This window comes from Bacillus norwichensis, assembly GCF_014836955.1.
Classification (GTDB): Bacteria; Bacillota; Bacilli; order Bacillales; family Bacillaceae_C; genus Siminovitchia; species Siminovitchia norwichensis.
This window is the reverse complement of record NZ_JACSPV010000001.1, coordinates 144019-158219: the sequence shown is the minus strand read 5'-3', so window position 1 is coordinate 158219 and position 14201 is coordinate 144019. Positions and strand designations below refer to the sequence as shown.

Below are 14201 nucleotides of genomic sequence, written 5' to 3'. Positions count from 1 at the left end.
AAGTCTTGCTATACTTGTCGGAGCCATCGGGCTAATCATTATCTTATAAAAAACATGTTTTCCTGTAAAAAATGCGCGCGAATTACCGCGTGCATTTTTGGGAATGATATTATACAGACAAGGTGGCATAGAAAAAGCCAATGAAGCGAGCTAGTGCGCATTTTCTCTTCCTTAAGGTTACTTTTTATGAAGCTTCATGATGAATTGTCCGAACTGGCGGGCAAACGGAAGTACGGCCAATGAGCAGATAATATTGAATATTACGCTTGCGTGTGCTAACTGAGTTTCCGGGTTTTCTGTCAAGGAGATGCTCCAATCAGCCAGGTTCGCTATGAACGGCAAAAAGACTAGGACGCCTATAATATTTAGCCATAAATGGGCATAGGCAGTGAGTCGAGCTTCATTTCCCGCACCGATGCTTGCCAAAAGGGCTGTAGAGCAGGTGCCGATATTGGAGCCCATCATAATGAGGATGCCAGTTTCTAAACTGAAGACTCCAGATCCGATAAAACTCATGGCAATTCCGGTAACAACGGTTCCAGACTGAATAATAGCGGTCAATAACCCCCCCATTATAAAGGCGAAAAAAATATTTCCCTCCATATTTTCAATCAAACCATGCACATGGTCAATGTTTGTCAGTGGACTGGATAGCCAACCAAAGCCGTTCATAGAAGCAAAAATGATTCCGATTCCCATAAAAATAAAACCGGTGCTTCTAATTTTTGCGCTTCGAAAAAAAAGACAGACAGTACCGGCAGCAAGCAGTGGAAAAATAATGACGGATAAATCAAAGGACAGAATTTCCAAAGTCACTGTAGTCCCAATATTTGTACCGAGGACTATCCCGATTGTCTGCGGAAATGTTAGAATTCTTGCAGAGACAAGGCCAACCGCGATGACAGTTACGGCTGAACTACTTTGAAGGGCAACTGTCATGAAAATACCAGCAATAAAACTTTTTACCGGCGTGCTGGTTACATTCCGGAGCCAGAGTTCCAAACTGCTCCCAGATAAATTGAAAAGCCCTATTCTCATCCAGGTCATGCCCAGCAAGAAACATCCGGCTAAAATAAAAAATAAAAGAATGTAGAGCATGTCCTCACCTCTATTGAATGATATGGGATTAAATCTTCGGACATGCAAGAAAATCTAAATCAGATATACAATCCATTGACCTTAAATAATTGTTATAATATAATTGCTAAGTACATGGATTTTGTTCCATTGGCATGTGATTGCTACGTTCGGAGGGAGGGAAAGTTAGATGTCAAAAACAGTAGTTCGCAAAAATGAATCTCTTGAGGATGCTCTTCGCCGTTTTAAGCGTACTGTTTCTAAAACAGGGACTTTGCAAGAATATAGAAAACGCGAGTTTTATGAAAAACCAAGCGTAAAACGGAAGAAGAAATCTGAAGCAGCAAGAAAACGCAAATTTTAAGAGGGTGGACCAATGAATCTTCTCGATCGTTTAAACGAAGATATGAAGCAGGCAATGAGAAATAAAGAAAAAGAAAAGCTCTCTGTCATTCGCATGCTCAAGGCTTCATTACAAAACGAGGCAATTAAGCAGGGCAACAAGCAATTATCAGAAGATGAAGAGTTGACAGTCCTTTCTCGCGAAGTGAAGCAGCGTAAAGATTCCCTCCATGAATTTGAAAAGGCTGGACGTGAAGATCTCGCACAGAAAACTAGAGAAGAGCTTGAATTTGTAAGTTACTATATGCCCGAACAATTGTCCGAAGAAGCAGTGGAAGAGCTCGTTCGTAATGCGATTGCTGATACAGGAGCTTCATCCAAGGCGGATATGGGCAAAGTGATGGGAGCTTTGATGCCAAAGGTAAAAGGTAAGGCGGACGGAGCACTTGTCAGCAAACTTGTTCAAAGGCATCTGTCATAAACAGGAATAAAAGCCGGAAAGCAGCGCTTTCCGGCTTTGTTACGTGCGCTTAGTAAAGGGATGTAAAATCCTAATCCTGAATGATGAAATGCGCAACAGTTCATGGATAAATGGAATTTGAAGAAGTGGTCTGCAAATGTTCGGTCTGAGGAATACAACTTTTCGAAAAAAACAAAACTCTTTCGCGTTATTGAGGTGCTGAACCATTACGTTGGTATTCAGAGACCTGAGGTAGATGAGGGAAGCAATAAAACAGGGATAGCTTTTCACAAAGCTTTATGACCAGCCAAAGGCCCCGTGAAACAGTTTCGCTCATCTCATCTAGGCATAGAAAATAGGCTGGTCGCTGGAAAAAACTAATTACCGTAGATCTTTGCGCAATTCCTTGAAGTTTTAGATATAATATAATTATAGATATTGAAACTTTTTCCCTTGCAAATCGTAATGTAAATGACGGGTTTTTGAAGGGAGGGGATATTGTGAAAAGGATTTTTGCTTCTATTTTTCTCGTTTTGGCGGGGCTCATCATCATTCTTCCCGTTCAAGCTGAGGGCAAGGAAAAGAATGTACACGTCATCCCGATAAAAGATGAAGTAGAAAAAGGCCTTTATGCTTTTTTGGACAGGGCTATCACTGCAGCAGAGAGGGACGATGCGGATCTGATCGTTTTTGACATGAACACTCCGGGAGGAGCAGTGGATGCTGCTCGTGATATTGGAAATAGGATTGCCAATACGGAGGTGAAAACGGTCACATTTGTAAATTCATGGGCCATCTCAGCAGGTTCGTATATAGCCCTTCATACTGATTATATCTATATGACGCCAAATGCCGTCATGGGAGCGGCCGCAGTCATTGACCAGCAAGGCAATACTGCCGGGGAAAAAGCAGAGAGCATGTGGCTTGCGGCAATGGAGGCAGCAGCGAAAAGAAGTGAGCGCGACCCCGAAATCGCCAAGGCGATGGCTAGTAAGAAGGTCGATCTCCCTGATCTGAAGGAAAATGGGAAACTCCTGACACTTGAAGCTGATCAGGCATTTAAGGTAGGCTATTCTGAAGGAACCGTCAACAATTTGGATGAATTGCTCAAAGAATTGAATATGCAGGATGCTAAGGTTCATACAACCAAACCAGCTTTTGCAGAATCGCTTGCAAGGCTGATTACTAATCCTGTTGTAGTTCCGATTTTGCTGACGATTGCAAGTCTTGGACTTGTACTTGAACTATATACCCCTGGTTTCGGATTGCCTGGAGGAATGGGCATCTCCGCATTGCTGCTTTTCTTTTATGGACACTATGTCGCAGGTTTTGCAGGGTATGAAGCCATTCTATTGTTTGTTGCCGGGCTGATTCTGATTGCGGCTGAAATTTTTGTTGCAGGTGGAATTTTGGGAATCCTGGGGACGGTGGCAGTCATTGGGAGTATGTTTCTAGCGGGTGAAAATGTCGTCCAAATGGGAATGTCGATTGTCACGGCGCTGATCCTTGCGTTCATATTAATTATTATTATGTTAAAGGTGTTTGGTAAAAGAGTGAATATATTTAGAAAATTCATACTGAATGATTCGACGAATACTGAAAGTGGCTATGTTTCAAATGTCAACAGATTGGAATTAATCGGTCGTGAAGGAGTGACAGTCACGCCTTTAAGGCCATCCGGAACAGTTAAGATTGATGATGAACGCCTTGATGTCGTTGCAGAAGGCAGCTTTATTGAAAATGATACTGCAGTGAAAGTTGTGAAAGTGGAGGGGTCCCGAATAGTAGTCCGCCCTATATAACTTCATTTAGCAGAAGTCTCCTACTTCTGTAGTGGTGAGATGAATGCATATTTGTTGTTCCATTCAGTAGGGGTTCAACCCCCGGCTGAGTAAAGTCAGGGCCTCCGGCGGATGCCGCAGATTTTCAGAGAAAATGTATCGAGCGAAAGCTCGATACAATCTGGGCGTATACGCCAAGGCGCATTTGATAAAGAATGTTCGAAAGTTCCAAATGATAAACGTCGAAATTCTTTGCTGGCCTGTTTCAGCGTTACTCATGATAACATTGTCTTCCGCTTGCTTGGCTTTTGTTTCTGCACTTTGAACACACACACTAACGCAAAAATGAGGAGGAAAATGAATGCTTGGTGCTGACACACTGTTTTTATTAGTTATAATCGTAATAGCGATTATTGTAGTTTCTGTTTTAATCACCTTTGTTCCGATCGGGCTCTGGATTTCTGCCCTGGCCGCAGGAGTAAAGGTTGGTATTTTCACTTTGATCGGTATGAGATTGAGAAGAGTTATTCCAAGACGTGTTGTTGAACCGTTGATCAAGGCACATAAAGCGGGTCTTCCGGTCGCAACAAATCAGTTGGAAAGCCATTATTTGGCTGGAGGTAACGTGGATCGTGTTGTTAATGCCCTGATTGCAGCTCAGCGGGCAAATATTGAATTAACCTTTGAACGTGCCGCGGCTATTGACCTTGCCGGCCGTGACGTGCTTGAAGCGGTTCAGATGAGTGTTAACCCTAAGGTTATTGAAACACCATTTATTGCTGGTGTCGCCATGGACGGTATTGAAGTTAAGGCTAAGGCAAGAATTACTGTGCGCGCCAATATTGATAGGTTAGTCGGGGGAGCAGGGGAAGAAACTGTTATCGCCCGTGTAGGTGAAGGGGTTGTTTCCACAATCGGTTCTAGTGACAACCATAAGAAGGTCCTTGAAAATCCTGATATGATTTCTCGGACAGTTTTAGCTAAGGGACTTGATGCAGGAACTGCATTTGAAATCCTTTCGATTGATATCGCTGATGTTGATATCGGGAAAAACATCGGTGCCCAGTTACAGACAGACCAAGCAGAAGCGGATAAGAAGATTGCCCAGGCGAAAGCCGAAGAAAGAAGGGCAATGGCTGTAGCGAACGAGCAGGAAATGAAGGCTCGCGTCGAAGAAATGAGAGCGAAAGTGGTAGAGGCCGAAGCCGAAGTACCGCTTGCTATGTCCGAAGCGCTTAAGTCAGGAAACTTGGGAGTAATGGATTACTTATCACTGCGCAATATTGATGCAGACACAGATATGCGGGATTCCATCGGAAGAATGACAAAGCCGAAGGATAACAATAAGCCGGAGTAAGTTCTTAATTATTAAAGGATAGGAAAGCTCAAGCAATACAAAGACGACACTACAGTTACTGAGAACCAGATCCTAGGGAATCGTCTTGTTTGCTAATGTTTAAACAATCGCTTATGGGTTTCTTTCAATTGAAAGGGGGTAACTCCTTTGGAACAATTTTTGCCGATTATTATCATTGCTTTAATCAGTTTCTTTGTAAACAAGGCAAGTGAGCAGAAAAAACGGGCTGCCAATCAAGAAAAGCCTAAGGGCTCAAACAGCAGACCGGTGCAGCCTAGACAACAGGAAAGGCCGGTATCTCCTGTCAATCCTAAGCCGATCCATGAAAAGCCACAGCCTGTACGTGTTGAGAGGCCGCGCAGCCTAAAAGAGGCGGCAGAGATATTACTGTCTCAAATGCAGCCTCAGGTTGAGGAAAAAAAGGCAGAGGCAGAAAATAAAATGGAGGAGCTCAAAAAAGAGGCAGCAGCTTATAAAGAAAAGGCTATTGAGATTCAAAGAAGAGCGGAAGCCGTCAAAGAGAAAAAGCCGGCAGACGCTCAGAACGAACCTTTTTTTCAACAGAGCGATATTGTCAAAGGAATCATCATGTCAGAGGTTCTGGGGCCTCCAAGAGCTAAAAGAAGATATAGACAGCATTAAACAATAAAAGTGTAGGACGCTGTTCATTGGCGTGCGTGACAACCAAGCTGGCAATTATCCAACTACGCTGGGAATTGTTTTCATGCATGGAGGACTGACGTTTTGCTTAGATAGATCTGATGATTAAAAAATTCGATACTTTTCTTTAACGTTAAAGTGATGAAACCCCCTTTCAACTCATACATATGAGATGAAAGGGGGTTCTTTTTCATGGCGAAAAAATGGACACACCGATTTCGCAAGTGGGCGTTAGAAAAAATGGAATTGCCGCCCGATGTAATGATGGACCTCCCTCGTGTAACGATCATTGGTCAATTGCACATATATATCGAGAATCATCGGGGGCTTCTCGCATTTTCAGATAATGAGGTTCGGCTGCTTCTTAAGCAGGGGCAGATTCTGATAAAAGGTAACTCCTTTATCATCAAAACAATCCTACCTGAAGAAATACTGCTGGAAGGAAAAATAAGTGAAGTTTTGTACTTGAAAGAATAGGAGTGGCACAATATGAAGAACCGTTGGATCACATTTCTATCAGGACGGGTACTGGTTAAAGCAGATGGACAAGGATTGGAGCTTCTGCTGAATAAAATGACGAGGGACGGAATTGCGATATGGAGAGTGAAACGGTTTAAAACGGGTGCAATGCTTTTTTATATTTCACTTCAAGACATACATAAATTAAGGAAAGCTGCACGCCCATTTGAGTGCCGGATTTCCTTCGTACGCGGCGAAGGATCTCCTTTTTTATTGAAGAGATTATTCAAAAACAGTGGTTTTTTCGGAGGAATGATCATATTTTTTATTTTGATCACTGTACTTTCCAACATCACGTGGGGGATAGATATTAAAGGGGCCAACCCCGAAACGGAACATAAAATCAGAAAGGAACTTACAAAACTGGGAATCAGTGTCGGTACCTCTCACTTTTTAAATCAAGATCTGGAAAAAATACAGCGTAAATTAACTGAACGTGTTGATAATATTACCTGGATTGGTGTTGAGTTGAAGGGGACAACCTTTCATTTTCAAGTAGTGGAGAAAACAGAGCCTGAAGAACAGGAAGCGCGCTCCCCGTCCCATCTTATCGCGACAAAAAAAGCGGTTATAGAAAAGCTGTTTGTTGAAAAGGGCAAGCCGCTGGTTAAAGTGAATCAGTTTGTTGAAAAGGGGCAACTTCTTGTTTTGGGAACGATAGGAAAAGGGGACACAAAGAAAACAGTTTCGGCACGAGGAGAGGTTTGGGGAAAAACATGGTATCAAACGCATGCCGAATTCCCAATCCAATCAACTTTTCAAGTCTTTAGCGGAGAAGAAAAAAGAACACATGCCTTAAAATTCGGTTCTTTTTCAGTGCCGGTTTGGGGATTTGGGAAGACAGGATTCAAAAATTTTGAAGTGGAGACAGAAGTGTATCCAGTTCGTTTTCTCGGCTGGGAGCTTCCGATTGCTTATGTGGAGAAAACGACAAGAGAAACAGAAGAATATGAACGATCACTTACAAAAAAGCAAGCTCGGGAGGCTGCCAGAGAGCTGGCAAGAAGGGACCTGATCAAAACTATTGCAGAAGATGCCCGTATAGACGACGAGATTATTTTGCATGAAGAGGTAGAGAATGGTAAAGTTAAGCTGACAATCTATTTCCAAGTGATAGAAAATATTGCAAAAGAAAAACCGATCACTTAAGGAGATTTACAAATGACAAAAGAATTCATAACAAATCAAATACAATTGGACAGCGATGATGAAACACCTGTTTTATTTGGAAATGGTGACAGCAATTTAAAGATGCTTGAAGATGCATTTGACGTAAAAATCGTGACACGTGGAGAAACGCTGAATGTTACGGGAGCACCTGAAGCCGCATCCCTCGCAGAGGAAACGATCAAGCAGCTGCTCGCTGTAATGAGGAGCGGTATTCGAATCGGTCCAAGGGACGCTGCTTACGCTTCTCAAATGGCAAAGCAAGGAAAAATAGAGTATTTTTCGGAATTGTATAGTGAAGAAATTACCCGAAATGCAAAAGGCAAACCTATTCGCGTAAAAACACTTGGTCAGCGTCACTACATCGAAGCAGTCCGAAAAAATGATTTGGTTTTTGGCATAGGTCCTGCGGGTACTGGAAAAACATATCTGGCTGTTGTGATGGCTGTGGCTGCATTGAAAAGCGGGAAGATCAACAAGATCATATTAACTCGCCCAGCGGTAGAAGCAGGAGAAAGTCTTGGCTTTTTGCCAGGGGATTTAAAAGAAAAAGTAGACCCTTATCTGAGGCCGCTTTATGATGCCCTGCATGACGTGTTGGGAGCTGAACATACTCAAAGGCTTATTGAAAGGGAAACAATCGAAATAGCACCCCTAGCCTATATGAGAGGGCGTACACTTGATGATGCCTTTGTCATATTGGATGAAGCTCAAAATACTACCCATGCACAAATGAAAATGTTTTTAACAAGACTTGGCTTCGGGTCAAAGATGGTCATAACGGGAGATTCGACACAGGTGGACCTTCCGCCAGGAGTAAAATCCGGTCTTGCGACTGCAGAAGTCATTTTACAGGGAGTAAAGGGCATTGCCTTTCTTCATTTTGAAGAGGGAGATGTTGTCCGCCATCCTCTTGTCGCGAGCGTAATCAAAGCGTATGCACAGAACGAAACCACCCCCGGACGTTAAGTTCGCGGGTTTCTTTTTCGGAATTTAGATAGTTTTAGGTAGTGTCTTTACTCTCCGAAACTGCTATATTTGAAATAGGAATCCTTTTTTCTAAAAAAGGCGGTGGAGGATAACAATGTACTTTCAAAAATATATAAAAAATATCCGAAAGATTCTTAGCTATAAGCTGTTTATGAGTCTCGTCTTTTTAGTACTGGGCCTTTTATTATTTGCGATCCTTTACACGAATGTTAAACCTGAGACCTATGATATGGAACTTTTTTCTGTCGCGGATAAAACGATCCGTTCACCGAAAACCATCGAAGATGAAGAGAAGACTGAGGAGGAACGGAAAAAAGCCGCGGGAGAGGTCGAAGATGTATATGTGTATAAAAAAGAGGTCGCTCAAAACAGAGTACTCCTGCTAACATCCATTTTTGATTTTGTAAATGAAGCAAATCAAGAAGGCGCAGATAAAAAAGAGAAAGAAGAAGGTAAAAAGGAAAAAGAGAGGACTCAGCTTGCTGCTGCCAAGCTTGCCTTATTGAAATCAAAACTTACAGCCGATGTTACTGAGGATGTTACCGAGAAGATCTCGGATCAGACTCTTACTCAATTGTTGGCGGCTAGTCCAGAAGAGTTGGAAAAGGCAAGAGGTGTCTTAATTAATAACGTCGAGTCGATCATGAACGACAAGATTCGCGAAGATCAAGTAAATAAAATAAGCACTGTCCTAATTGATAGAATCAAGTCAGCAAACTTGGAAAAAAATGTGGAAAATGCCTCTATTGAGCTTGGGAAATATGCTATTATCGCAAATGAAGTCTATGATGCAGGGCTCACTGAAGAAAGAAAGCAACGGGCCATGGATGAGGTGGAGCCTGTAAAAATCCTGCAGGGGCAGATAGTTGTTCAAGAAGGACACCTCATTGACAGGGATATTTATCGACAATTGGATACGTTGGGTCTGTTGAAAGGGAAACCGTCAGTAAAACCATTCATCGGTCTTGCTATTTTTGTTCTCCTTTCACTTGGTGCAATCTACATACCCTTTACAAAATGGAAAGAGCCGGAAGAAAAGAAACAGAGTTATGTGCTGATTTTCGGTATCGTCTTTGTAGGGGCTATTCTAGTAATGAAGCTCATTAGTCTAGTGGCGGGCTTGGATCAGTACGATCTTTCCTATTTATTTCCCGCAGCGATGGCTCCCATGCTGATCAGAGTGATGATCAATGAGCGTTTTGGCCTGCTGATGGCAATTATTTTGGCTGCATGTGGAAGTATCGTTTTCCATGACGGCATTTCGGGAACAATAGATGTGGAAATTGCGCTGTACATTTTATTTAGCGGCCTTGCAGGCATCATTTTTCTATCTGACAAAAATGAACGTTTTAATCTATTGCGTGCAGGTATGGTCGTTTCTGTTGTTAACGTGCTGCTTATTTTCTTCCTGCAATTTATTGGCAGCGGTCAAATGACCAACATGGAATACGTATATTTTATCATTAATGGTGCTGTTTCCGGTATTTTGTCAGCCGTTTTGACAATGGGGATTCTACCTTTTCTTGAAGCAGGATTCGGTATATTATCAACAATGAGGCTGATTGAATTATCCAATCCAAATCATCCTTTGCTCAAGAAGATTCTGATTGAAGCGCCAGGCACTTACCACCATAGTGTAATGGTGGCCAATTTAGCGGAGCTAGCATGTGAAGCCATCGGTGCAAACGGCTTCCTTGCAAGGGTTGGTGCCTATTATCATGATATTGGCAAGACAAAAAGACCGCATTTTTTCATTGAAAACCAAATGAAAATGGAAAATCCTCATAATAAGCTGGAGCCCGCAACAAGTAAGGATATTATAATTGCCCATGTTACTGATGGCGTGGCGGAATTGAAAAAGCATAAAATGCCTAAGGAAATTGTAGATATTGCAGAGCAGCATCATGGAACGACATTGTTAAAATTCTTTTATTACAAAGCAGTTGAAATTTTTGATGATGTAGAAGAAGCAGATTACAGATATCCTGGTCCAAAACCGCAATTCATAGAAGCGGCTGTCATCAGTTTGGCGGATTGTGTAGAAGCAGCGGTACGTTCTTTGAATCAGCCGACACCAGAGGCAATTAAGTCACTCGTTGATTCCATTGTTCAAGACCGGCTTCTGGACGGCCAGCTAAATGAATGCGATATTACAATGAAACAATTGGAAATTATTAAAAAAACGTTTTGCGAAACGCTGGGTGGTATTTTTCATTCAAGGATTGAATATCCGGGAAATAAAGAGCAGAAGGTGATGCAAAAATGAGTCTTGAGGTAGACTTCATTGATGAGACAGGCGAAGTAAAAGAAGAACATTTTCATTTATTGGAAGAATTGTTAAATCATGCGGCGGAAATAGAGAGCGTGGAAGATGGCAGTGAGCTTTCCATCACTTTTGTTACGGATGATTCCATTCAGGAGTTGAATAGAACCTATAGGGGGAAAGATTCCCCTACGGATGTTATTTCCTTTGCAATGGAGGATATGGGTGAAGGGGAAACGGAAATAGCCGGAGTTGAAAATTTACCCAGAATATTGGGGGATATTGTCATTTCAATTGAAACGGCGAAAAAACAGGCAGAAGAATATGGCCATTCCTATCTGCGGGAGCTTGGTTTCTTGACAGTGCATGGTTTCCTTCACCTTCTTGGATATGATCATATGAATGACGAAGATGAAAAACGTATGTTCAAAAAACAAGAGGATATTTTGCAGAGCTATGGCCTGGAAAGGTAGAAATGCATTCAGTTTTGGACGGCTTCTAGCTTCTTTCACTTATGCTATTCAGGGCTTGCGGCACGCTATTAAAACAGAGAAAAATTTTCAAATCCATTTATCCGCCGCCTTAATTGTTAGTATATGTGGTTTTGTTTTTCGATTGGGCAGAATAGAATGGGTTTTTATCCTTATCTGTATTTTTGGGATGATTGCTTTGGAATTACTAAATTCTGCGATTGAAAAAACTGTGGATCTAGTTACAGAGGAAATAAAGCCTTTGGCCAAGCAGGCGAAGGATATGGCGGCAGGAGCTGTTATGGTTTATGCTATCATGACGGTGGTGATCGGGCTTATTATTTTCATACCAAAAATCATGGAGCTGTTCCAATGAAGCTGACACATTGGACAGTTTTTTGTTTTGTAAATCGCTGAAAAAGCATATGGTAAGCAATTTTAACAACACTTGACTTCGAGGATTTGGTGGACATCAGAGCAAAGAACTAGATGTGAAAAATGCAGCGCTGACAAGACATTTACATTATTTCTGATCAATCTGTGCGCTGATGATTTTGTCTTTTGTTTGAAAGTCGAACCTCATTCAGATAAAATAATCTCACATCCAAAGGATGAAAAATGAATTTGCGGAAATTATCCAAAAATTTATTTGAAAAAAGATAACTTTTTTTATGAAATTGTAGTAAAATTAGAAGTAAGTTACAAGGAGAATCATCACATGAAGGAACAATTAATGAAAGAAGCAGTACGTGCCAAGGAAAAAGCGTATGTTCCATACTCAAACTTTCCTGTAGGGGCAGCACTGTTAACAAAAGAAGGAACGATATACCACGGATGCAATATTGAGAATGCTTCCTACGGGTTGACAAATTGCGCGGAAAGAACTGCAATATTTAAAGCGCTTTCAGAAGGTGATAGAGCCTTTGACATGCTGGCGGTTACGGCTGATACCGATCGCCCGGTCCCTCCATGCGGGGCATGCAGGCAAGTAATAGCTGAGCATTGTTCAGAAGATATGAAAGTCATTTTAACAAATAGTAAAGGGGATGTGCAGGAGTTTACAGTTGGGAATCTGCTGCCATTTGCTTTTTCGGCAGGTGATATGAATGAATAAAATGATTAAAGACGAAATGGAATTTAAATCAGGTTTCATCTCAATTATCGGACGGCCTAATGTAGGGAAATCAACCTTTTTAAACAGGGTGATCGGTCAAAAGATAGCGATTATGAGTGATAAACCGCAAACGACCAGAAATAAGGTTCAGGGTGTATTGACGACTAATGATGCTCAAATGGTTTTCATTGATACGCCAGGTATTCATAAACCGAAGCATAAGCTTGGCGATTTTATGATCAAGCTTGCAATTAATACATTCAGAGAAGTCGACCTCATTTTGTTCATGGTTAATGCAGAAGAAGGTTATGGACGCGGAGATGAGTTCATCATTGAACAATTAAAAAATGTTCAGACTCCAGTTTTTCTCGTTATTAACAAAATCGATCAGGTGCATCCTGACCAGTTGATTGTCTTAATTGATCAATATAAAGAGATGTATCCATTCAAAGAAATTCTTCCAATTTCAGCATTGGAAGGAAATAATGTGGAGCGGCTCATCCAGCAAATCCAAGAATATTTGCCTGAAGGTCCTCAATATTACCCTTCAGATCAAGTGACTGACCATCCTGAACGATTCATTGTATCGGAATTGATTCGTGAAAAAGCACTCCATCTTACAAGGGAGGAAGTGCCTCATTCCATTGCTGTTGTCATTGATCAAATGAAGAAGGAAGACAATAAGCAGCATATTCACGTCATGGCGACAATCGTTGTTGAACGAGATTCACAAAAAGGAATTGTTATTGGAAAACAAGGGAAAATGCTGAAGGAAATCGGACAGCGTGCTCGTAAGGATATCGAGAATTTACTCGGTTCGAAGGTTTTTCTTGAACTGTGGGTCAAGGTCCAAAAAGATTGGAGGAACAAGGCCACTCACTTAAGAGATTTTGGTTTTAGAGACGACGAATATTAAATTGGTTTGTTTTAGCAAATTTTATGTTGAATCATCCTGGGGTGCATGGACAAACATATTCATATAACCATCAAAAAGAAAGGCGGGATTCAAATGTATGAGTTTACTTGGAAGGTTTTTAAGAAGACGGGGAATATTGACATTTACCTGCTTCTAAAGGAACTGGAGAAAGAGGAACACATGATGAATACACTGCCGATTGCCAATAAGCCCGACGTGATCAATTATCCTGTTTCCTGACCGTCATTTACTTTTTTTTGAGCACCTGATACAGTATGATACTGTAAAAGGGGTTAGCGACATGTTGAAAAAATTTGAAGGCATAGTAATCAGAACTACAGATTATGGTGAATCACATAAAATTACAGCCATATACAGCAGGGAAGCAGGGAAAGTTTCCGCGATGGCAAGAGGAGCCAAAAAAACGAACAGCCGTCTTGCTGCCGTTTCCCAGCTGTTTACATACGGTTATTTCTTAGTTCAGACGGGACGCGGTCTTGGAACTTTACAACAAGGTGAGATCATTTCGCCACTAAGGGGCTTGAAAGAGGACATATTTAAAACCGCCTATGCTTCCTACATTGTAGAGATGGTTGACAGAAGCACCCAGGATAATGAATCAAATCCATATTTATTTGAATTGCTGCATCAATCGCTGAACTATATAAGCGAGGGTTATGATCCCGATATCATCACCCATATTTTTGAAATGAAAATGCTTCAAGTTCTTGGGCTTTATCCGGAAATGAAAAGATGCTCTTTATGTGGTGCATCTGAAGGCAACTTTGGTTTTTCTATCAAAGAAAATGGATTAATTTGCCATCGCTGCCAGGAGAGAGATCCGTATTATTTACCAATGAGCCAAAATGCGATTAAACTTCTGAGGTTATTTTATTATTTTGATTTGAATCGGCTCGGTACAATTTCAGTCAAGCAGGAAACAAAAAATGAGCTAAAAAAAGCGATTGATTTGTATTACGAAGAATATTCCGGCCTTCATTTCAAATCAAAGCGCTTTTTGGATCAAATGGATTCATTGAAGGATAAAATGTGAACAAGAAATTGATATCTAGTTTCGGCTTCGA

Annotated in this window: 16 protein-coding genes; 15 read left to right on the top strand and 1 reads right to left on the bottom strand. The window is 41.4% G+C overall.

Translation table 11 applies throughout. The annotated features are described in order from the left end of the window. Positions 1–177 precede the first annotated feature (177 nt). Complete coding sequence (locus H9631_RS00825) at positions 178–1098, bottom strand: Na/Pi symporter (protein ID WP_191809352.1); 921 nt, start codon at positions 1096–1098, stop codon at positions 178–180. Positions 1099–1267: 169 nt separating this feature from the next. On the opposite strand from H9631_RS00825, the gene rpsU reads away from it, so the two are divergent. From rpsU to recO, 15 genes are all read left to right on the top strand, one after another. Continuing rightward, positions 1268–1441, top strand: a complete 174-nt coding sequence (gene rpsU / locus H9631_RS00820) for a 30S ribosomal protein S21 (protein WP_039238310.1) — start codon at positions 1268–1270, stop codon at positions 1439–1441. Between the two features lie 12 nt (positions 1442–1453). Continuing rightward, positions 1454–1900 carry a GatB/YqeY domain-containing protein gene (locus H9631_RS00815; protein WP_120114931.1) on the top strand — a complete coding sequence of 149 codons (447 nt, stop codon included), beginning with the start codon at positions 1454–1456 and terminating at the stop codon, positions 1898–1900. 479 nt (positions 1901–2379) lie between these two features. After that, complete coding sequence (locus H9631_RS00810; protein WP_191809351.1) at positions 2380–3681, top strand: NfeD family protein; 1302 nt, start codon at positions 2380–2382, stop codon at positions 3679–3681. A 340-nt stretch (positions 3682–4021) separates the two neighbouring features. Then, on the top strand, positions 4022–5017 hold the full coding sequence (floA, locus tag H9631_RS00805; RefSeq protein ID WP_191809350.1) for a flotillin-like protein FloA: 996 nt from the start codon (positions 4022–4024) through the stop codon (positions 5015–5017). Between the two features lie 147 nt (positions 5018–5164). Continuing rightward, the gene (locus H9631_RS00800; protein ID WP_191809349.1) at positions 5165–5659 is read left to right on the top strand and encodes a hypothetical protein; all 495 of its coding nucleotides are present in this window, start codon (positions 5165–5167) and stop codon (positions 5657–5659) included. Positions 5660–5869: 210 nt separating this feature from the next. After that, complete coding sequence (yqfC, locus tag H9631_RS00795; RefSeq protein ID WP_191809348.1) at positions 5870–6154, top strand: sporulation protein YqfC; 285 nt, start codon at positions 5870–5872, stop codon at positions 6152–6154. Positions 6155–6166: 12 nt separating this feature from the next. Continuing rightward, positions 6167–7345 carry a sporulation protein YqfD gene (yqfD, locus tag H9631_RS00790; protein ID WP_191809347.1) on the top strand — a complete coding sequence of 393 codons (1179 nt, stop codon included), beginning with the start codon at positions 6167–6169 and terminating at the stop codon, positions 7343–7345. Positions 7346–7357: 12 nt separating this feature from the next. Further along, on the top strand, positions 7358–8332 hold the full coding sequence (locus H9631_RS00785) for a PhoH family protein (RefSeq protein ID WP_191809346.1): 975 nt from the start codon (positions 7358–7360) through the stop codon (positions 8330–8332). A 115-nt stretch (positions 8333–8447) separates the two neighbouring features. Next, entirely contained in the window at positions 8448–10619 is a 2172-nt protein-coding gene (locus tag H9631_RS00780) for an HD family phosphohydrolase (protein WP_191809345.1), read from the top strand. Continuing rightward, a complete protein-coding gene (gene ybeY / locus H9631_RS00775) occupies positions 10616–11089 on the top strand; it encodes an rRNA maturation RNase YbeY (protein ID WP_191809344.1) in 474 nt (157 codons plus the stop codon). Before H9631_RS00780 ends, ybeY begins: the two co-directional genes overlap by 4 nt. Next, positions 11019–11462, top strand: coding sequence for a diacylglycerol kinase family protein (locus H9631_RS00770; protein ID WP_318246748.1), 444 nt, complete (start codon positions 11019–11021; stop codon positions 11460–11462). Before ybeY ends, H9631_RS00770 begins: the two co-directional genes overlap by 71 nt. A 300-nt stretch (positions 11463–11762) precedes the next feature. Then, positions 11763–12200, top strand: coding sequence for a cytidine deaminase (locus tag H9631_RS00765; protein WP_318246752.1), 438 nt, complete (start codon positions 11763–11765; stop codon positions 12198–12200). 16 nt (positions 12201–12216) lie between these two features. Further along, positions 12217–13116: a GTPase Era gene (era, locus tag H9631_RS00760; RefSeq protein WP_191809468.1), complete on the top strand. Its 900-nt coding sequence runs from the start codon at positions 12217–12219 to the stop codon at positions 13114–13116. Positions 13117–13209: 93 nt separating this feature from the next. Continuing rightward, positions 13210–13356: a YqzL family protein gene (locus tag H9631_RS00755; RefSeq protein ID WP_160705464.1), complete on the top strand. Its 147-nt coding sequence runs from the start codon at positions 13210–13212 to the stop codon at positions 13354–13356. A 61-nt stretch (positions 13357–13417) separates the two neighbouring features. Next, positions 13418–14170, top strand: a complete 753-nt coding sequence (gene recO / locus H9631_RS00750) for a DNA repair protein RecO (RefSeq protein ID WP_191809341.1) — start codon at positions 13418–13420, stop codon at positions 14168–14170. The last annotated feature ends 31 nt before the right edge of the window (positions 14171–14201 follow it).